At 67.3% G+C, this 19,512-nt stretch carries 17 protein-coding genes and 1 pseudogene; 8 read left to right on the forward strand and 10 right to left on the reverse strand.

From position 1 onward, the window contains the following. Window positions 1–14 precede the first annotated feature (14 nt). Complete coding sequence (locus RKE25_RS19155) at window positions 15–911, reverse strand: Hsp33 family molecular chaperone HslO (protein ID WP_311839680.1); 897 nt, start codon at window positions 909–911, stop codon at window positions 15–17. Window positions 912–1,090: 179 nt separating this feature from the next. Between RKE25_RS19155 and mtgA the strand changes: the two genes are divergently transcribed. The 3 genes from mtgA (at window position 1,091) to RKE25_RS19170 (ending at window position 3,352) form a co-directional block, all read left to right on the forward strand. After that, window positions 1,091–1,828 (forward strand): monofunctional biosynthetic peptidoglycan transglycosylase, encoded by a 738-nt coding sequence (gene mtgA, locus RKE25_RS19160; protein WP_311839681.1) that lies wholly within the window; start codon window positions 1,091–1,093, stop codon window positions 1,826–1,828. 61 nt (window positions 1,829–1,889) lie between these two features. Next, window positions 1,890–2,825, forward strand: coding sequence for a glycosyltransferase family 2 protein (locus RKE25_RS19165; RefSeq protein ID WP_311839682.1), 936 nt, complete (start codon window positions 1,890–1,892; stop codon window positions 2,823–2,825). Window positions 2,826–2,920: 95 nt separating this feature from the next. Further along, on the forward strand, window positions 2,921–3,352 hold the full coding sequence (locus RKE25_RS19170; RefSeq protein WP_311839683.1) for a CBS domain-containing protein: 432 nt from the start codon (window positions 2,921–2,923) through the stop codon (window positions 3,350–3,352). A 12-nt stretch (window positions 3,353–3,364) separates the two neighbouring features. Here the strand turns inward: RKE25_RS19170 and RKE25_RS19175 are convergent, their stop codons facing one another. Further along, window positions 3,365–4,594, reverse strand: coding sequence for an MFS transporter (locus RKE25_RS19175; protein ID WP_311842438.1), 1,230 nt, complete (start codon window positions 4,592–4,594; stop codon window positions 3,365–3,367). Between the two features lie 148 nt (window positions 4,595–4,742). Between RKE25_RS19175 and RKE25_RS19180 the strand changes: the two genes are divergently transcribed. Next, a complete protein-coding gene (locus tag RKE25_RS19180) occupies window positions 4,743–6,344 on the forward strand; it encodes a GMC family oxidoreductase N-terminal domain-containing protein (RefSeq protein WP_311839684.1) in 1,602 nt (533 codons plus the stop codon). On the opposite strand, the gene RKE25_RS19185 is transcribed toward RKE25_RS19180, so the two are convergent. Next, a complete protein-coding gene (locus tag RKE25_RS19185) occupies window positions 6,345–8,189 on the reverse strand; it encodes a M48 family metallopeptidase (protein ID WP_311842439.1) in 1,845 nt (614 codons plus the stop codon). 113 nt (window positions 8,190–8,302) lie between these two features. Further along, window positions 8,303–9,070 (reverse strand): LemA family protein, encoded by a 768-nt coding sequence (locus RKE25_RS19190; RefSeq protein WP_311839685.1) that lies wholly within the window; start codon window positions 9,068–9,070, stop codon window positions 8,303–8,305. On the opposite strand from RKE25_RS19190, the gene RKE25_RS19195 reads away from it, so the two are divergent. Further along, complete coding sequence (locus RKE25_RS19195) at window positions 9,069–10,301, forward strand: serine hydrolase domain-containing protein (protein WP_311839686.1); 1,233 nt, start codon at window positions 9,069–9,071, stop codon at window positions 10,299–10,301. The two genes, RKE25_RS19190 and RKE25_RS19195, sit on opposite strands and share 2 nt — an antisense overlap. 142 nt (window positions 10,302–10,443) lie before the next feature. Here the strand turns inward: RKE25_RS19195 and RKE25_RS19200 are convergent, their stop codons facing one another. Beyond that, window positions 10,444–11,478: an energy transducer TonB gene (locus tag RKE25_RS19200; protein ID WP_311839687.1), complete on the reverse strand. Its 1,035-nt coding sequence runs from the start codon at window positions 11,476–11,478 to the stop codon at window positions 10,444–10,446. 336 nt (window positions 11,479–11,814) lie between these two features. On the opposite strand from RKE25_RS19200, the gene RKE25_RS19205 reads away from it, so the two are divergent. Next, window positions 11,815–12,213: a hypothetical protein gene (locus RKE25_RS19205; RefSeq protein WP_311842440.1), complete on the forward strand. Its 399-nt coding sequence runs from the start codon at window positions 11,815–11,817 to the stop codon at window positions 12,211–12,213. Here RKE25_RS19205 and metJ read toward each other — a convergent pair. The 5 genes and pseudogenes from metJ to cysD all read right to left on the reverse strand — a co-directional run. Continuing rightward, window positions 12,144–12,338: pseudogene (metJ, locus tag RKE25_RS19210) on the reverse strand (met regulon transcriptional regulator MetJ); the annotation flags it as partial. The gene RKE25_RS19205 and the pseudogene metJ overlap by 70 nt on opposite strands. A gap of 555 nt (window positions 12,339–12,893) precedes the next feature. Next, complete coding sequence (gene gcvH / locus RKE25_RS19215) at window positions 12,894–13,289, reverse strand: glycine cleavage system protein GcvH (protein WP_311839688.1); 396 nt, start codon at window positions 13,287–13,289, stop codon at window positions 12,894–12,896. Between the two features lie 77 nt (window positions 13,290–13,366). Continuing rightward, window positions 13,367–14,467 carry a glycine cleavage system aminomethyltransferase GcvT gene (gene gcvT, locus RKE25_RS19220; protein WP_311839689.1) on the reverse strand — a complete coding sequence of 367 codons (1,101 nt, stop codon included), beginning with the start codon at window positions 14,465–14,467 and terminating at the stop codon, window positions 13,367–13,369. Window positions 14,468–14,586: 119 nt separating this feature from the next. Beyond that, window positions 14,587–16,461 carry an adenylyl-sulfate kinase gene (cysC, locus tag RKE25_RS19225; protein ID WP_311839690.1) on the reverse strand — a complete coding sequence of 625 codons (1,875 nt, stop codon included), beginning with the start codon at window positions 16,459–16,461 and terminating at the stop codon, window positions 14,587–14,589. Then, window positions 16,461–17,378: a sulfate adenylyltransferase subunit CysD gene (gene cysD / locus RKE25_RS19230; protein WP_311839691.1), complete on the reverse strand. Its 918-nt coding sequence runs from the start codon at window positions 17,376–17,378 to the stop codon at window positions 16,461–16,463. The genes cysC and cysD overlap by 1 nt, the downstream gene beginning before the upstream one ends. A gap of 182 nt (window positions 17,379–17,560) precedes the next feature. Between cysD and RKE25_RS19235 the strand changes: the two genes are divergently transcribed. Further along, window positions 17,561–18,706 (forward strand): ABC transporter permease, encoded by a 1,146-nt coding sequence (locus RKE25_RS19235; RefSeq protein WP_311839692.1) that lies wholly within the window; start codon window positions 17,561–17,563, stop codon window positions 18,704–18,706. After that, window positions 18,703–19,512: an ATP-binding cassette domain-containing protein gene (locus RKE25_RS19240; RefSeq protein WP_311839693.1), complete on the forward strand. Its 810-nt coding sequence runs from the start codon at window positions 18,703–18,705 to the stop codon at window positions 19,510–19,512. The genes RKE25_RS19235 and RKE25_RS19240 overlap by 4 nt, the downstream gene beginning before the upstream one ends.

Below are 19,512 nucleotides of genomic sequence, written 5' to 3' on the forward strand. Positions count from 1 at the left end.
TTTCCCCCGCGCGCTTATTGCGCAGTGTCGGGTGCGCTGACGCTCGCGTGATTGAGCAGGTGCTCGACGTCGATGCGGTCGAAGGTATAGCGCCTGGCGCAGAACTCGCAGGTCACCTCGATCTCGCCCTCGCGCGCTTCGAGCGCCGCTTCCGCTTCTTCGCGCCCCAGCGAGCGCAGCATCGATTCCACGCGTTCGCGCGAGCAGCTGCAGCCGAAGGCCAGGGGACGCGGCGCGAACAGACGCACCGATTCCTCATGGAACAGCCGGTACAGCAGCTCCTCCGGCGCAGTGGCAAGCATCTCCGCGCCACCCAGCGTCTCGGCCAGATGCACGACACGGGGCCAGGCGTCCGCGTCGTGCGCGGCATCGTGCCCACCTTCGCCCGGAAGGCGCTGCAGCATCAGGCCGACCGCGTGCTCGCCGTCCGCAGCCAGTAGCACCTTCGCCGGCAGCTGCTCGGACTGGCTGAAGTAGTTCTCCAGCGCCTGGCCCAGCTCCGCGTGCTGCAGATCGACCAGGCCCTGGTAGCGTTGGCCGCGATCGGCATGGCCGATGGTGATCGCCATGATGGCGTCGGGCAGATCGGCCAGCGACAGCGGGGCGGGCACCTCGCCATCCCACCGGGCGAGGCCGCGCAGCTTGCCCTGGTCGCTGCATTCGGCGAACAGCAGGCGCAACGGCCCCTGGCTCTTGAGTTCGATGGAAAGCGAGCCTTCCAGTTTGATGTTCCCCGTCAGCAGGGCGCTGGCGGCCAGCGATTCGCCCAGCAGCGAGCGCAGCACGGGCGGGTAGTCGGCCCGGCCGGCCACCTCGCGCCAGGCGGCGCCCAGCCGCACCAGCACGCCGCGCACACCGGCACGCTCCAGCAGGAAGCGGTGCAGCACATCTTCGACAAGAACGGTTTCCACGGATTCGGACCTCTCAGGACAGCCCCGCTAGATGGGGTCGGGCACCGGCCATGCAAGCGGGCTGAGGCACCTCGCGCCGTGCGGGCTGGACGCCCCGAGTGTATGCCACCCGCCATGCCGTGCCGGCCTCCCGCCTGGGGCAGCCTCTTATACTGCCGCGTCCTTCCTGACCCGCCGCCATGACGCCACGCCGCCCCCTGACTGCCCGCCTGCTCCGTTCGATGGCCATTCTCGCGGTCGCCTGGCTGACGCTGAGCTGGTTCATGGTGCTGGTCCTGCGCTTTGTGCCGCCGTGGACATCGGCCGTGATGATGGAGCGCCGCCTCGGCGCGCTCGTCCGCGGCGAACGGGATTTCCACCTGCGCCATCGCTGGGTGCCCTGGTCCGAGGTATCGCCCTACGTGCCCATGGCGATGGTCGCCGGCGAGGACCAGAAATTTCCCTACCACCATGGCTTCGACTTCGATTCGATCCAGGACGCCATGGACGCCGCCGAGGATGGCAAACGCCTGCGCGGCGCCAGCACCATCAGCCAGCAGACCGCGAAGAACCTGTTCCTGTGGAACGGCCGCAGCTTCGTCCGCAAGGGACTGGAGGCGTATTTCACGGTGCTGATCGAGCTGACCTGGCCGAAACAGCGCATCCTCGAGGTGTACATGAACATCGCCGAGCTCGGCGACGGCGTCTACGGCGTAGGCGCGGCGAGCGATCAGTTCTTCAGGACGACGCCCTCGCGCCTGGGGCCCGCGCAGGCGGCACGACTCGCGGCGGTGCTGCCCAACCCCCGCCGCTTCAAGGCGGATCAGCCCAGCGCCTATGTCCTCAGCCGGGCTGGCTGGATCCAGCAGCAGATGGCGCAGCTGGGCGGCCCTGGCTACCTCCGCGGCGAGACACCGCCGGCGCGGCGCGGCCGTTGAGCATTCGGCGCTCGCCGGAAAGGTCAGCTAGCATGCGCGCACTTCCCGAACGGATCCGTTCATGCTGCGCCTGACCGTCGTCGTCCCCGCCTATAACGAGGCTGCCGTGCTGGAAACCTTCCACGCGCGCCTGTCGGACGTACTGGACGTACTCCCGCTCGAAGGGCGCGCGCTCTACGTAGACGACGGCAGCGCCGACAGTACCTGGGACATCATCGCGTCGCTGGCTGCACGCGACGCCCGGGTGGAGGCGCTCAAGCTCTCGCGCAATTTCGGCAAGGAGGCGGCGATGACCGCGGGCCTGGACGAGGCCGATGGCGACGCCGTGGTGGTGATCGATGCGGATCTGCAGGACCCGCCGGAGCTGATCCCGGCCCTGGTCGAGCAATGGCGAGCCGGCTATGACGTGGTGTACGCCACCCGCAGCGCGCGGGCCGGAGAGACCGGTTTCAAACGTTTCACCTCAGCTGCGTTCTACCGCACGATGGAGAAGCTCTCCGACACGCCGGTACCGCGCGACACCGGCGATTTCCGCCTGCTGTCCCGCCGCGCCCTGGACGCGCTGCGCCAGCTGCGAGAGCGCCAGCGGTTCATGAAGGGGCTGTTCGCCTGGATCGGCTACCGCCAGACCGCCGTCCGCTACGAGCGCGATCCGCGCCACGCCGGACGGACCAAGTGGAACTACTGGCGCCTGACCCAGCTGGCCATGGAGGGCATCACCTCGTTCTCCACCGCGCCCCTGCGCCTGGCTACCTGGACCGGCCTGAGCGCCTCGCTCCTGGCCTTCGTCTACGGTCTGTGGGTACTGACCAAGGCGCTGCTGTACGGCGATCCGGTGCGGGGCTATCCCACCCTGATGCTGGTGATCCTGTTCCTGGGCGGCGTGCAGTTGCTGGCGCTGGGGGTGATCGGCGAGTACCTGGGCCGCAACTATGCCGAGAGCAAGCAGCGGCCGCTGTACTTCGTGGAGGAACGGCGCTCTGCGGGCGGTCGCTGAGGCCTGAGGCGCGGCTTCACGCTCTTGCTACACCTCCGTGGTGCCGCGGCGTTAGACTGGCCCTGCGATCGTCCACCTACCCTCGGAGGCTCGGCATGCGCCAGGTCAGGTATCTGCTGGACAGCAAGGGACACGATGTTTTCAGCATCGGCGAGGACGCCACCGTACTGGATGCGATCAAGCACATGGCCGAACGACGGGTCGGCGCCTTGCTGGTCATGCGCGGCGACAATCTCGTGGGGATCATTTCCGAGCGCGACTACGCGCGCAAAGTGATCCTCGCGGGCCGCTCCTCCGCCGAGACTCCGGTGACCACGATCATGAGCAGCCCGGTGCTCACCGTCGCTCCCGACACCGACGTCGAATACTGCATGCGCCTGTGCACCGACAGCCGCATCCGCCACCTGCCGGTGGTGCACGACAGCCGCGTGGTTGGCGTGATCTCGATCGGCGACCTGGTGAAGGCGGTGATCGAGGAACAGGCCGAACAGATCGATCATCTCGAGCAGTACATCGCCGGACGCTGACGCGGCGGATCGTCAGGCTTTGGCCGGGCCTTGCGCCGCCGTGCCCGTCGCTGGCGACTCCGGCGCGAGATCCGGGGCATGCCCAGCGCGGCGCGCGATCAAGGCGGCGAGCGCGGAAATGGCGACGCCGATGGACGCCATGCCGGCCATCGTCGCGCCGAGCATTCCCAATAGGTTGACGCCGCCGGTAACCACGAAGTCCCCGAAGCGCCACACCGCCGTCTCCACGAAGTTCTTGCCCTTGTAGCGCGTCTCCCGCGGCACGCGCGTGTAGAGCGCGTCCTGCGCCGGCTTCGTCATGCCGTAAGCGAAGGCGCGCGATCCCACCATCGTCACGGCCAGCATCGGTACCGCATAGCCGAACAGCTCGACCTGCCCCGACCCTACCAGCGCGAGCCCCAGCAGCAGGACCAGATTTACCAGTGCGGGCACGACCAGGCCCCAGCCAGCGCCGTGGCGCGTCATCAGCCAGCGGGTCACCGTGAGCTGCAAGACCGCGCCGATGAGATTGGTATAGAGATCGATGTCGTTGTAGAACGCTGTGCGTGCGATCTTGTCCGCGATATGGGCCTTCGTGTAGTCGGCCATCAACGCGTAGGCCAGCGTGCCGATGCCGTCGCCCAGCAGCATCAATACCGCCATGTAGCGCAGGAATGGCCGTGACCACAGCTCCCTGACGCCGGCCCACAGCGAACCGCCCACCGGTTCGCCGTCCTCCTGCCGCCAGCCTTGCTGGCCGGAGAGGAACAGCAACAGCGCCAGCGCCAGCAACAAGGCGACCGCCGACACCACCAGCAGCGGAGCGACCCCCAGCCACTGGACCAGGTACTTGGTGAGGATAGGCCCCACTACCGCGCCGGCCATGCCGCCCAGCGCGATCAGCGAGAACACCTGCCGCGCCTGGCTGCTGTCGAAGATGTCCGCCATGAAGCTCCAGAACAGCGACACCACGAACAGGTTGAACACGCTGACCCACACGTAGAACACCACGCCCAGCTCGCGTGCACCGATCTGGTCCTGCGCGACGAACGCCGGCACGAAAGCGAACAGGCAAAGCGCAAAGAAGCAATAGCTCCAGCCCAGCAGTCGCTTGCGCGGAAACCGCGCCACCAGCATGCCGAACACGGGGGTGAGCAGGAGCATTACCAGGAACACGGCGCCGTAGAACAGCGGCAGCGACTGCGATCCGACCGCCCCGCTGAGCTGGTCCCGGACCGGCCGGATGATGTAGTAAGCCGCCATCACGAAGAAGAACGCCAGCGCCGACAACGCGGGGGCATGGGCCTGACCGGTCTGGGCATCTCGGGATGGATTCACGGGGAGCGATCCTGCTGAGGTCGCGCGAAGACTAACATGTGCCCATGACCCGTCTTGGCGCGAGGGGGAGCGCATGGGCTATGACTACGTCATCGTCGGCGGCGGCTCGGCCGGCTGCGTACTGGCCAACCGGCTCAGCGCCCGTCCCGGCAAGCGCGTCCTGCTGCTGGAAGCCGGGCCGCGCGACTGGAATCCGCTGATCCATATGCCGGCGGGCATTGCCAAGCTGGTCGGCGACCATCGCGGCCTCGCGCGGCTTTATGGCAGCCATCGCATCAACTGGGGTTACCGCACCGAGCCGGAACCACAATTAATGCATCGCCGCCTCTGGTGGCCGCGCGGCAAGACCCTGGGCGGCTCCAGCGCGATCAACGCGATGTGCTACATCCGGGGCGTCCCCGCGGACTACGACAGTTGGGCGACCGCCACCGGCGACGACCGCTGGCGCTGGGACGCGGTACTGCCGTGGTTCCTGCGCAGCGAAGACAACCATCGAGGCGCCGGCCCATGGCATGGCGTCGGCGGACCGCTGGGCGTCGACGACCTGCGCTTCCACAGCGAACTCTCGGACGCGTTCGTCGCTGCCGGTGTCGAGGCGGGCTACCCCCGCAACACGGATTTCAACGGCGAGCGCCAGGACGGCTTCGGGCTCTATCAAGTCACTCAGCGCGACGGCGCACGCTGCTCCGCCGCCGCCGCTTATCTCCGGCCCGTGATGACACGCCCCAACCTGCGGGTGCGCACGGGCGCCCTGGTTCAGCGCATCCTGATCGAAGGCGGCCGGGCGACGGGCGTACAGGTGGGTCGCGAACGCATCGAGGCGGGCGAAATCATCGTCGCCGCGGGCGCCGTCAACACGCCGCAGCTGCTGATGCTCTCGGGCATCGGCCCGGCGGACCACTTGCGCGACCACGGCATCGCGGTCGTCCTCGATCAGCCTCACGTCGGCGCGCATCTGCAGGACCATCTGGACATCTGCACAGTAGTCGGCACGAGCAGCCGCGCCACCTTCGACCATCTCAACGACCTCGCCGTGGCCTGGCGCTACGCGCGCCGCCGCGACGGCATCGGCACCTCGAACGCGGCCGAGGCGGGCGGCTTCGTACGCAGCCGCTTCGCGCCCGATGCGCGCTGCGACATCCAGTTCCATTTCATCCCGGCGCAGCTGGACGATCACGGCGCCCGCGCCCTGCCCGGCCGCGGCTACACGGTCCACGCTTGCTACCTGCATCCGCACAGCCGCGGCAGGCTGCGGCTGCGCTCCGCGAACCCGGCCGCACCGGTCGCCATCCATGCCAACTATCTTGGGGACCCCGCCGGTCACGATCTGCGGATGATGATCGAGGCCGCGCGGCTGTCCCGGGAGATTCTCGCCCAGCCATCCTTCGACGCATTCCGCGGCGAGCCGGTGCAGCCGGCCCGTGTGCTGCAAAGCGACGACGAATACGCGGACTTCGTCCGCCGCCGCGCCGAAACCATTTACCACCCCGTGGGTACCTGCCGCATGGGGCGCGCAGGCGAAGGCGTGGTGGACAGCGAGCTACGGGTGCAGGGCGTGGCAGGTCTGCGCGTGGTGGATGCCTCGGTGATGCCTGCGCTCGTCACGGGCAACACCAATGCGCCGACCATCATGATCGCCGAGCGCGCCGCCGCGCTGATGCTCGGTGACGGCTGATCACGCCACCGCCGGCTCCGTCGGCAACGTGCAATGCAGGCTGGCGCTGATCAGCCGCAGCAGCTGGGCTTCGTCACTGGTCACCGTGCCGTCGGCCCGGGCTGCACGCAACAGCCCCTGTACGACGAGCTCCTTGCCCGTCGGGTCGAGGCGATCCAGTTCGTCCAGGGCGCGATCGAACATGTCCTGCCACAGCGCCGGAACGGCGGGCCAGACCAGCGTTTCGCCAGGCAGGGCTTCCTGCATGGCCAGCCACCACGCCTGCCGCGCCTGCGCTTCGCTGGTGCTGCCGTGGCAGGCCAGCACGGCGCAGACCAGCGCATAACTCTCGCGGCAGGCATGGAGCTTGAGCGCTTCCATCGGTGCCGCTGGCGTCCCGACTGCCGGCTCGCGCAACTGCGCGCGCAGCAGGCGCATGAGGGCGTACTCCTGGAGTTCCATGCGCCCGTCCGCCCGCACCAGTTGATCAGCGGCATGCACGAGCGCTCCGCGGCGCGCCGGCGGCAGCTTCCGCAGCGAGGGCATGGCGAGCGCGAGCAGCAGCTGGCGAAGCTTCAACGGCAGCCCGCCGACGGTGTCGGCCGTCGTCTTTGCCTGCGCGGCCACGGCGTCGCCCAGGATCGCCGCGACGAGCGCTCCCTGCCTGTCGCGCAGCGCCCATTCCGGCGAGAGCGCATAGGCCAGTACCAAGCCCTGCGCGGCCTCGGGGTCGCGGGCCGCGTCCACGAGTTCGGGCGGGAGCGTCTCCTTGGAGAGGGCGCGGAGAGACGGGGCGGTCCCTGCCGAGGGCGCGGCGCCGAAGCGCGTGTAGAGGCCGAGGCTTTCCGGCGGCGCCATGCTTCTGGGCGACGCCGAGCGGAGGTTGTCGTCGCCCGACTCGTCGTGCGCGGAAAGGCTGGCGGCATAGCGGGCGGCGAACCGTTTCAGTGCGGTCGCACTGAAGCCGGGCTCGAGCGCACGGACGCGCTCCAGCAGCGGCGGATGGGTGGCGAACCATCGGCGAGGCTCGTCACCCTCGGCGAACAGCATGTGCGCGAGCTCGCCCCGGCGGCCCGAACACAGGTAGGAGCCCTCCTGGATCGACGCCACTTTCTTCAGCGCCCCGGCAAGGCCATCGCTTTGCCGCGTGAATTGCAACGCCGAGGCGTCGGCGAGCGACTCGCGCGAACGGCTCAGCGCCGCCTGGATCATCCGACCGGCGAGGAGGCCCACGTAGCCGATCGCCATCAGCGCGGCCCCCAAGGCCAGGAAGTGGACGCCCGGGCGGACATCGCGGCGACGACCCAGGTCGTCCGTATCCTCATACGCGTCGAGCATGCGCCGCCCCAGGATGCCCAGCGCCTGGATGCCGAAGAGCAGGCCCATGATGCGGATGTTCATCCGCATGTCGCCGTTGAGCACGTGGCTCAACTCGTGCCCGATCACACCTTGCAGTTCGTCGCGGTTGAGGTGGTCCAGGCAGCCCTGGGTCACGCAGATCGCGGCGTCCCGTGGTTCCAGACCGGCCGCGAACGCATTGATGCCGGCCTCGTCGGGCATGAGATAGATGGCCGGTGCCGGCACGCCCGCGGCAATGGCCATTTCCTCGACGACGTTGCGGAGGCGGCGCAGCCGCGGATCGTCGGGTTCGGCCGGCACACGCTCAGCGTCCACTGAGGCGGCGACGGCCCGGCCGCCGGCGGAGAGGCTGCGCATGCGATGGAACGAGCAGGCCAGGATGCCGCCGGCCACGACCGCGGTCACGACGACCAGCAGCTTTCCCCCGAGGTGAGGCGTTCCGATGAGGAACGCCGAGTGGACGCACCACAGCATCCAGACCACCGCATCGACCAGCGCGACGATCACCAGCAAGGCGAGCGCGAACAGCAGCGCCAGCTTGCGGCTGGCCTCGCGCTGCCGTGCCTGCTCTGCGAAGAAGTCCACGCTTCAGTCCTGGCGAGCGGCGCCGATAGAACGACTCAGGCGAACGAAACCTTGGGCGCTTCGCGCGCAGCCGCTTTTTCGAGCTGCAGCGGTTCGGCGGCCACGAAGCCGTAACGGCCGGCGATCAGCGAACCGGGGAACATTTCGCGCTTGTTGTTGTAAAGCATGACGGCATCGTTGAACGCCTGCCGTGCGAAGGCCACGCGGTTCTCGGTGGAACTCAGTTCCTCCGAAAGCTGCGCCATCGTCTGGTTGGCCTTGAGGTCGGGATAGGACTCGCTCACCGCGAACAGCCGCCCGAGGCTCTGGGTCAGCGCGTTCTCCGCGCCGGACAGTTGTTGCATGGCGGCACCGTCGCCGGGGCTCGCCTTGGCGCCGGCCAGACCGTCGACGGCGGCCTGGCGGGCTCGGATCACGGCCTCGAGCGTCTCGCGTTCGTGAGCGAGGTACGCCTTGGCGGTCTCGACCAGGTTCGGGATGAGGTCGTGCCGCCGGGTGAGCTGTACGTCGATCTGCGCGAAGGCATTCTTGAAGCCGTTCCGCCCGGCTACCAGTCCGTTGTAGACCGACACGAAGTACACGACAATCAGAACGGCTACGGCCAGAAGCACCAGCAAGCCCATCGTCATTCCCCTGTTCCCGGCGCCGCCGGCGCCGATACCACGCCAGAGTAACATGCAGTTTCGCAAGATCTCCCTGTCGGTCGTCGGTGCACTGGGATTCGCCGCCGGGCCGCTTTTCGCGCAGACGGCGCCCACGCCGACACCTGCGACGCCGGTGCCGACGCAATCCCAGGTATCCATGCAAAGCGCCAGTTCCGCGGCGCAGCACCTGCCCGACGACCGCGTGAAAGCCACGCTCGCCGCCTACAAGGACTGGCTCGAGAAACTGGACCAGCGGCATGCCGTGGCCGGTCTGGCGACGGCCGTCGTGGTGGACAACAAGGTGGTGTTCGAACACACCCTCGGCTATGCCAATGCCACCACGCAGGAGCCGGTGACGCCGGAGACGGTATTCCGTCTGGCCTCGCTATCGAAGGCGTTCGCCACCGCGGTCGCCGGCGTGCTCGTCAACGACGGCCGCTTCAGCTGGGACACCAAGCTCGCCGACGTGCTGCCGTTCTTCAAGCTCAAGGACGCCGCGGCTGCCGAGAAGGCCACCGTGCGCGACATCCTCGGGCAGCGGCTCGGCCTTCCGCGCAATACCTACGACAACATGCTCGAAGGCGACGTCTCCTACGAGGAGCTCGTCCGCAAGCTCGACGAAGTGAACATGACCTGCGGCGTCGGTCAGTGCTATGGCTATCAGAACGTGGCCTTCAGCATGATCGGCGACGTCATTTATTCGATGACCGGCGATTTCTTCTACCGGCAGGTGGACAAGCGCATCTTCTTCCCGCTGGGCATGAAGACCGCGAGCTACGGCCGCGAAGGACTGGAATCCAGCGCAAGCTGGGCACGCCCGCACCGTCCCGCCGGTGCCGGCAACTGGCGCCCGTTCGAGCCGAAGGAAGCGTATTACCGCGTCGCGCCCGCCGCCGGCGTCAACGCCAGCCTGCGCGACATGGAGCAGTGGCTGATCGCGCAGATGGGCGGACGCCCGGACGTGCTCCCGCCCGCACTGTTGGAGACGCTGCACACCCCCGAAGTGACGACGCCGGTCGAGCTGCGCTCCACCCCGTGGCGCCGCGAACGGCTTACCTCGGCGTCCTACGCGCTGGGCTGGCGCGTCTTCCAGTACGGCGGCGAGACGCTGATCTTCCACGCCGGCGCAGTCGAGGGCTATCGCACCATGATCGGCTTCTTCCCCAAGTACCGCACCGGTGTGGTGACCATGTGGAATTCGGCCAGCCCCATGCCCTCGGGCCTGATGCCGATGGTGTTCGACAGCATGCTCGGCCTGGAACACGTGGACTGGGCCGGCGTGGAAAGCGAAGCGCCCGCCGTCGCGAGCACCAAGCCCGCGGCCAAGGGCAAGGCCCGGCGCAGCGGGGGCTCGAAGGCCGCCTCGAGCAAACGCGGGCACCGGCGCTGAGCCGGGAACGCCTGGCCCATCGAGGGCGCCGCCTGGCGCCCTTTTCTTCAGCCCTCGAACAGCGTTTTCGCGCCAGCGCCCGCAAATGAAAAGGCGCCGCAAATGCGGCGCCTTTTCTAAGCGGTTCGGCAATACGCCCGGCTTAGAGCTTGAACTCGATGCGCTGGCGCTTGATCGACGCCACCGGCGCACCGTCCTGGGTGGCCGGCTGATACTTCCAGCGGCTCACGGCATCGATCGCGGCGCGGTCGAATACGTGACGGGGCTGTGCATCGAGCACCTTCACGTCGCTCACGTCGCCGCCGGGGGTGATGGTGAAGGACAACTCCACCCAACCCTCCTGGTTCGCACGCATCGCCGCCGTCGGATAGCGCGGCGCCGTGTTCTTGACCAGCACCGCGGCATGGGTGCCGCCCGTCTCGGCCGCCGGCGTGGCCGCCGCGGTCGTCGCCTGCTGTTGCTGACGCGCGGATTCGGCCGCCTGCTGTTGCTGCGCCTGACGCTGCTGAGCCAGGCGTTGCTGCTCGGCCGCCGCCTGCTGCGCTTTCAGTTCCGCCTGGCGATCGGCTTCGACCTTGTCGGCCGCCGCCTTCTGCGCCGCGAGCTGCGCCTGCTTTTCCTTGTCCGCCGCCAGCTGCTGCTCGCGGTCGGCGAGCTTGCGCCCGGCATCCAGCTTGGAACGCAGGATGGTCAAGGTGTAGTTCGCAGGGTCGGCCTTGGCGAGCAGGTCGATCTGCCGTTGCGCATCGTTGAAGTCACGCTGGTTGATGGCCTGCTCGGCCGCGGTCGCGGCGAACGGGAAGGTCTCGCGCAGGGCATCGGTCGCGACCTGGTTGCCCGGCTGCTTCTGCAGCACCTTCAGATAGAACTCGAAGGCGTTGTTGCCGGACGGCGCCAGCAGGCGCTGTTCGTTCATCGCGCGGCGGGCCTCGGACAGCAGCTGGTTGAGGCTCATCGCCTCCACGTTCGCGGGCGGGGCCGCTGCCTCGTGTCCGGCCGCCACCGGCGTGGACGGATGTCCGCCGTTGTCGGCCTGCATCAGGTCCTGATGCGGTTTGATGATGAGGAACCAGGCCGCCGCCGCCAACACGGCGATGACTACCAGGACGGCTATGGCAACGGGCTGGATAGCCCCGCGCGCGTGCGTGCGCGCATGACGGATATATCGGGTATCCATGGTCTCTCGCTGAGTGTCATCAGATACCCGCGCTTTTTCCCCCTGTACACCCAGGAGCGGCGGACCCCCCGGCCTGCCGCGGCGCGGATGCGGGAAAGGTAACCGCAATGCAGCACTACGGCAAATCGCGCGTAGCTTCACGGTGCCGGCCCGGGGAGTGCGCTAGCCACGCCGGCGCCGGAAGGGACCTGGATACCGTTTTCCGGACCCCGGAAACGAAGCGTCCCGGCATGGGCCGGGACGAAACTTTCGAAGTGCCCCTCCCTGCGCTGGGCACCGCAGGGAGAGAAAATCGATGTACGGCTTAGTTGTAGTAGTGCTTACTTCTTGGCGGTCTTGGCCTTGGCCGTCTTGGTGGCCTTGACCACCTTGGCAGCTGCAGCCTTCTTCACGGTCTTCTTGGCGGCCTTCTTGGCCACCTTCTTCACGGCGACCTTCTTGACGGACGCCTTCTTGGCGGCGGCCGGACGCTTGCGGGCGGCGGCCTTCTTCGCGGTCTTCTTCACGGCCTTCTTGGCGGCCGGCTTCTTGGCGACCGGACGCTTGGTAGCGGCCTTCTTCGCGGTGGTCTTCTTGGCAGCCTTCTTGGCGGCGGGTTTCTTAGCAGCTTTCTTGGCAGTGGCCATAGTTCGTCTCAGCTCCTCATCAGTTGGCAGTGGTTGCCCAGTAAAAGCGTGGAGGAACGCCTCGACCAGCAGGTCGCTGTTCGTGGCGTGCCTCAAATTGTTCACTTGACGACGGGTGCGCTCGTCCGACAGAAGCCGCAGTACGTGCACTGGAATGGAGACCGTGATCTTGCGTACTGCTCCGGCCTTCTCGCCGTGCTCGACATACGGCTTGATGTACTTCTGTGATGCCATAACGCCTGTTCCCCGTTATCTGGTGCGAAAACTATTCCCGATTATTTCGGCTGTCAATTGATTTCAACCAGGAAATCAATCCGCCCGCCCCGCCCCATCCACCCCGGAAGCCCTGTCCCACAAGGCTCCACGGGGAGGAAGGCGGTTATCCGTTTGGACGTCCATACGTCCGTACGAGAAAATCGGCGGAAATCAAAAAACCGCCTAAATCCCGCATAAAAACCGCTATTCCCGTCTCACTCGCACATAATCGCGCAAACAAATGGGAATGCCACGTAACCCCTTGCCGACCAAGGGCTTACCCCCTTCGGCAGCACCCTTTCGGGCGGATGAACGAAATTCGACCGGAGACACCCTCGACCGGCCTCAGCGCCCCCGCCGATGGCTCGTGGCGGGGGCGGCGGCGCGACGGACCATCGGCCAACCACCATCGCTGCGGGTGGCGCTCGCCCAACTCCTTCGTGGAAAAAACATCACGCCGAGGCGGCCGCTTCCTCACAAACCGACGGCCGCTTGCGCGGCCGTCGTTCGATCCTGCTCCGCAACGAAGCGCGATCAGTGGTCTTCGTTTTCGAGCTGTTCGGCGTAGGCGTCTGCGTCGAGAAGTTCGTCGAGTTCGGCGCGATCGCTCGGCTTGACCACGAAGAGCCAACCCTCGCCATAGGCATCGCCATTGATGGTCTCGGGCTTGTCGGCCAGGATTTCGTTGACCTCGACGATCTCGCCGGTCACCGGCGAGTAGATGTCGGAAGCGGCCTTGACCGACTCGACGGTCGCCACGCCATTGCCGGCCACCACACTGGCGCCGATTTCCGGCAGCTCGACGTACACCACGTCACCCAACTGTTCCTGGGCATGATTGGAGATGCCCACACGGACCAGGCCATTGTCTTCGACTCGGGCCCATTCATGGGACTTGAGGAACTTCAGATCGCCGGGAATCTCGCTCATGTTGGGGTCCAGTCTTCGGGTTGGAGAATGCGCGGCATTCTAGCCGCTTCGCCGCGGAGGCAACACTCGTCCGCGGTTCAAATACCTTCGCAGGGCTTGCCGTCGCGCACGAACGGGTACTTCACCACGCGCACCGGCACCTCGCGACCGCGGATGTCCACCCGCACTTCTCCCGGCTCGCCCACCGGAATGCGCGCGAACGCCACCGCCTTGTTGAGGGTGGGCGCGAAGCTGCCGGAAAGAATCTCGCCTTCGCCGTGGGCGGTCAGCACCTTCTGGCCATGGCGCAGTACGCCCTTCTCGTCCAGCACCAGGCCGACCATCACCCGCTTCACGCCGGCCGCTTTCTGCGCCTCGAGCGCCTTGCGGCCGATGAAGTCGCGGCCCTCGTCCAGCGCGATGGTCCAACCGAGGTTGGCCTCCCACGGGCTGACGGTCTCGTCCATATCCTGGCCGTAGAGGTTCATGCCCGCCTCCAGGCGCAGCGTGTCGCGCGCGCCGAGGCCAGCTGGCTTTACGCCCGCCGCTGCCAGGGCCTCCCACAGAGCCACGGCGTGCTCTTCCGGCACGATGATTTCGAAGCCGTCCTCACCGGTGTAGCCGGTGCGGGCGATGAAGAGCGGCATGCCGTGCGGCCCCTGAGCGGCGGCCGCGACGAACTTGCCCAGCTTGCGGATGCGGTCGCGGTCCACCTCGTGCAGCAGGCCGATCACCTTGTCGCGGGCGTTCGGCCCCTGCACGGCGATCATCGCGAAATCCGGGCGCTCCTTGATCTCGACGCCGAAGTGCGCGGCCTGCTTTTCGATCCACGCGAGGTCCTTGGCGCGGGTGGCGGCGTTGACCACCAGGCGGAAATGGCGGTCATCGAAGAAATAGACGATGAGATCGTCGATTACCCCCGCCTGCTCGTCGAGCATGCAGGAATACAGCGCCTTGCCCTGCACCTTGAGCTTGTCGACGCTGTTGGCCAGCAGGTGCCGCAGGAAGTCCCGGGTGCGCTCGCCGTGCAGGTCGATCACGGTCATGTGCGAGACGTCGAACATGCCGGCGTCCTGCCGCACGGCGTGATGCTCTTCGATCTGAGAGCCGTAGTTGATGGGCATGTCCCAGCCGCCGAAGTCGACCATGCGCGCGCCGAGCGCGCGGTGGGTGGCGTTGAGTACGGTCTTCTCGGTCATCGCGGTTGGCGCCTGGGGAAAACCCGCATTATCGCCGCGCGCCCGGCCTCATTCCAAGCCACGCCCATGTTGCGATGCGGCGGCGAACGCGTACGCCGCCGCCCGGCCGGCAACAGAAATCACCTACTTGCTGCTTCCCGCTGCAGGAGATAAGCGACCACCTGCTCGGCAAGCTGCTCGGCGCGTGCCTCGCCGGAACGCAGATGCAGCTCCGGTTTCTCGGGCGCCTCGTAAGGCGAATCGATGCCGGTAAAGTTCCGGATCATCCCCGCCCTCGCTTTCCGGTACAGCCCTTTCACGTCGCGCCGCTCGCATTCTTCCAGCGGCGTATCCACGAAGACCTCGATGAACTCGCCTTCCGCGAACCGCTCGCGGGCGAACTGCCGCTCGCCACGGAAGGGCGAAATGACGCAGGCCAGGACAACCAGGCCCGCATCTACCATCAGGTGCGCGACCTCGGCGACGCGCCGCACGTTCTCCACCCGCGCTTCGGCCGTGAACCCCAGGTCCTTGTTGAGCCCGAGCCGGAGATTGTCGCCGTCGAGCAGATAGGTATGGCGCCCCATCGCATGGAGCCGCCGCTCGACCAGGTTGGCAATGGTCGACTTGCCTGCGCCGGAAAGCCCGGTGAACCACAGGCACAGCGGCGCCTGGCCCTTGCTGAGGCTGCGCGCCTGCTTGTCGATGTCCACGTGCTGCCAGTGGACATTCGTGGCGCGTCGCAGTCCGAAGTCGAGCATGCCGCAGGCGACCGTGGCATGGGTCTGCCGGTCGATGAGGATGAAGCCGCCCAGGGTGCGGTTGTCGGCATAAGCCTCGAAGGCGACCGGATGATCCAGGTCGAGATTGCAGTAACCGACCTCGTTGAGCTCCAGCCGGCGCGCCGCGAGTTCCGCCTGCGTGTTCACGTCCACCTTGTGCTTGATGGAGGTCACCCGCGCGTTGACGGTACGGGCGCCGAGCTTGAGCCAGTAGGTGCGGTTGGGCAGCAGGGCTTCGTCGCCCATCCACAAGAGATGGGCGGCGAACTGGTCGGAGACCGGCGCCGGACGTGCCGCAGCGGCGAGCACGTCGCCGCGGCTGACGTCGATCTCGCGGTCCAGCGTCAGGATGACGGCCTGGCCCTGGACGGCACGATCCAGGTCGCCATTGGCGGTGACGATGCGTGCCACGCGCGCCCGCTGCATCGCCGGCTCGATCACAATCTCGTCGCCCGGGGCGACGCTTCCGCCACAGATGGTGCCCGCATAGCCCCGGAAGAAAGCGTCCGGCCGGTTGACGTACTGCACGGGCATCCGGAAATCCGGCGCTGCGGCGGTGCCGGCATCCGCTGCCTCCAGCAGCTCCAGCAGGCAGGGACCGTCGTACCACGACATCCGCGAGGAGCGTCTACCCACGTTGTCGCCATCCGGCGCGACGACCGGCAGGCCGTGCACGGAAGCCATACCTAGACTGGAGGCCAGTTCGCGGTACTGGCCCAGGATGGACTCATAGACGTCCTGCCGGCCATCCACCAGATCCATCTTGTTCACGGCCAGCACGACCTGTCGCACGCCAAGCAAGGCGCAGATGTAGGTATGCCGGCGGGTCTGGGGCAGCAGCCCCTTGCTGGCATCGACCAGCACGACAGCCAGGTTCGCGGTGGATGCGCCGGTCGCCATGTTGCGCGTGTACTGCTCGTGCCCGGGGCAGTCCGCCACGATGAACGCCCGCCTGGCCGTGTGGAAGTAGCGGTAGGCGACGTCGATCGTGATGCCTTGCTGGCGCTCGGCATCGAGGCCGTCGGTGAGCAGGGAGAAATCGAGGTGTCCGGGCGAGCCTGCATGCCGCCGGTGGCTATCCCGTACCAAGGCCTCCAGCTGGTCGTCCGGCACCATGCCCGCGTCGTAGAGCAGCCGCCCCAGCAGCGTGCTCTTGCCATCGTCCACGCTGCCGCAGGTGATGAAACGCAGCAGGCCGGCACGGCCCGCTTGATTCGAAGAGGCGACGGCCATCAGAAGTAGCCCTCCTGCTTCTTCTTCTCCATGGAGGCGGCGGCATCGCGATCGATGACGCGCCCTTGGCGCTCGGAGCTGCGGGAACCGGCCATTTCGTCGATGATCTGATCCAGTGTGGCGGCCGACGATTCGATCGCGCCGGTCAGCGGATAGCATCCAAGCGTGCGGAACCTCACCCTGAGCATCTGGACCGCTTCACCAGGCCGCGGTACCAGCCGATCGTCGTCCACCATGATCAGCGCGCCCTCCCGCCGGATCACCGGCCGGGGCTTGGCGAAATAGAGCGGCACTACCTCGATGCCCTCGCGCCGGATGTAGCGCCACACGTCCAGCTCCGTCCAGTTGGAGAGCGGAAAGACGCGGACGCTTTCGCCTTCGCGGATGCAAGTGTTGTAGTTGTCCCACAGCTCCGCCCGCTGCGCGCGGGCGTCCCAGCGGTGGCGATCGCCGCGGAACGAGAACACGCGCTCCTTGGCACGGGATTTCTCCTCATCGCGCCGCGCGCCGCCGATGGCCGCGTCGAAGCCATGACGATCCAGCGCCTGCCGCAGCGCGGCGGTCTTCATCACATCGGTATGCACGGTCGGACCGTGCACCAGTGGAGAGATGCCTTGCCGCAAGCCTTCCTCGTTGATGTGGACCAGCATCCGGATACCAGGCTGTGCAGCGAGCCGGTCACGGCAGGCGATCATCTCCCGGAACTTCCAGGTGGTGTCCACGTGCAACAGCGCCATGGGCAGCGGCGCCGGGTGGAAGGCCTTGCGCAGCAGATGCAGAAGCACCGCCGAATCCTTCCCGATGGAATACAGCAGCACCGGATGGCGAAAGCTCGCTACGGTCTCGCGCAGGATATGGATGCTCTCCGCCTCCAGGGCGTCCAACCACGATGACGGCCAAGGGGAATGTTCGCTCATGACGTTTCCGTTTCAGGGCGCCGGGCCGCCCGATTGGCATCGCAAACGCGGTAACCGCCGTTTGGAGGACAGGCCCGGAACAGGAATACGCCCGCCGATGCACATCCCGTCGCCTACCTTCTTCTCGCATCCGACACGATGTCTCGCATACAAAAGCGGGACGTGCCTATAAGATCGCCCTCATGAGCCCATCGACCGCGACAGGAAGCGCCGAACTCGATGCCGGTGCGCGGCCGCCGACGCTGCGCATCGCGGGCGATTGGACCCTGGCGCACTACGCCGATCTCGAACGCCGCGTGGATGCCCTGGGCAGCCCCCTGCCGGAAAACACCGAGGTGGACCTCACCGGCCTGTCCGAACTGGACACGGCGGGCGCGTCCCTCCTCGTGCGCATGCTGGGCACGGACCGGCTTGCCGACCTCGCCCGCGCGGGCGACGGATTGCCGCCCGCACGGCGCGCCTTGCTCGAGACCGTGGGCAAGGCGCTCGACGCCTATCAGCGCCCCAAAGTCGCCCGGCGTCCGCCGGCGATCATGGAGGTGCTCGCCCGCATCGGCAAGGCGATGGAAGGAGTCTGGCGCCAGCAGCTGCAGCTGCTGGGCTTCATCGGGCTGACGCTGGAAACGCTTACCCGCGGCCTGCTCCGCCCGCGGCGATGGCGCATCACCTCACTGGTTTCGCACGTGGAGCAGACCGGCCTCGACGCCGTGCCCATCGTCGCCCTGCTGACCTTCATGGTCGGCGCGGTGGTCGCCTTCCTTGGTTCCACGGTGCTGGCCGACTTCGGCGCCACCATCTATACGGTGGACCTGATCGCCTTCTCCTTCCTGCGCGAGTTCGGCGTGCTGCTCACGGCCATTCTCATGGCCGGCCGCACGGCGAGCGCCTTCACGGCGCAGATCGGCTCCATGAAAGCGAACGAGGAAATCGACGCGATCCGCGCGCTAGGGCTGGACCCGGTGGAACTGCTAGTGTTGCCGCGCGTGGTGGCCTTGCTCGTCTCGCTGCCATTGCTCACCTTCCTGGCCATGATTGCCGGCCTGGCCGGCGGCGCGGTGGTCTGCGCCCTTACGCTGGACATCTCGCCGACCATGTTCATGACGCTGTTCAAGGCCGACATCGGCGTGCGGCACTTCCTGGTCGGCCTCTCCAAGGCGCCGGTCTTCGCCTTCCTGATCGCGGTGATCGGCTGCCTGGAAGGCTTCAAGGTCAGCGGCAGCGCCCAGTCGGTCGGCGAACACACTACCTCCAGCGTGGTGCAGTCGATCTTCGTGGTCATCCTGATCGATGCCCTGGCGGCGCTGTTCTTCATGGAGATGGGCTGGTGAGCGCGGTGCCCGTGGAACACCCTGACGAGGCCATCATCCAGGTGCGCGGCCTGGTCAACCGTTTCGGCACGCAGGCGGTGCATGAGCACCTCGACCTGGATGTCCGCCGCGGCGAGATCCTGGGCGTGGTCGGCGGCTCCGGCACGGGCAAGTCGGTCCTGCTGCGCACGATCGTCGGCCTGCGGCGCCCCACGTCCGGGCGCGTGCAGGTGTTCGGCCAGGACCTGCTCGACCTTCCGCCGGAACGCCGCTCGCGGATCGAACGCCGCTTCGGCGTGCTGTTCCAGAACGGCGCGCTGTTTTCCTCGCAGAATGTCGTGGAGAACGTCGCCATGCCGCTGATCGAGCATGCCGGTCTGAAGCGTCCGGATGCCGAAGCACTGGCCGAGGTGAAGCTTGCGCTGGCCGGATTGCCGCAGGGTACTGGCGCGAAGTACCCGTCCGAACTCTCCGGCGGCATGGTGAAGCGCGCCGCGCTCGCGCGTGCCCTCGCGCTGGATCCGGAGATCCTGTTCCTCGACGAGCCGACCGCCGGCCTGGATCCGATCGGCGCGGCGGCATTCGACCAGTTGATTCTGACCCTGCGCGACGCGCTCGGCCTGACGGTCTTCCTGGTCACGCACGACCTCGACACGCTCTACACGATCTGCGACCGCGTCGCCGTGCTGTCGCAAAAGAAAGTGCTGGTCTGCGACCGCCTGGACGTCGTCGCGGAAACCGACGACCCCTGGGTCCGATCCTACTTCCACGGCCCCCGCGGCCGCGCGGCCCTGCAGGCCTCGGAAGCAACGCGAGAGGTGAAGTGA

The organism is Dyella sp. BiH032 (assembly GCF_031954525.1).
In the GTDB taxonomy this organism is placed as follows: domain Bacteria; phylum Pseudomonadota; class Gammaproteobacteria; order Xanthomonadales; family Rhodanobacteraceae; genus Dyella_D.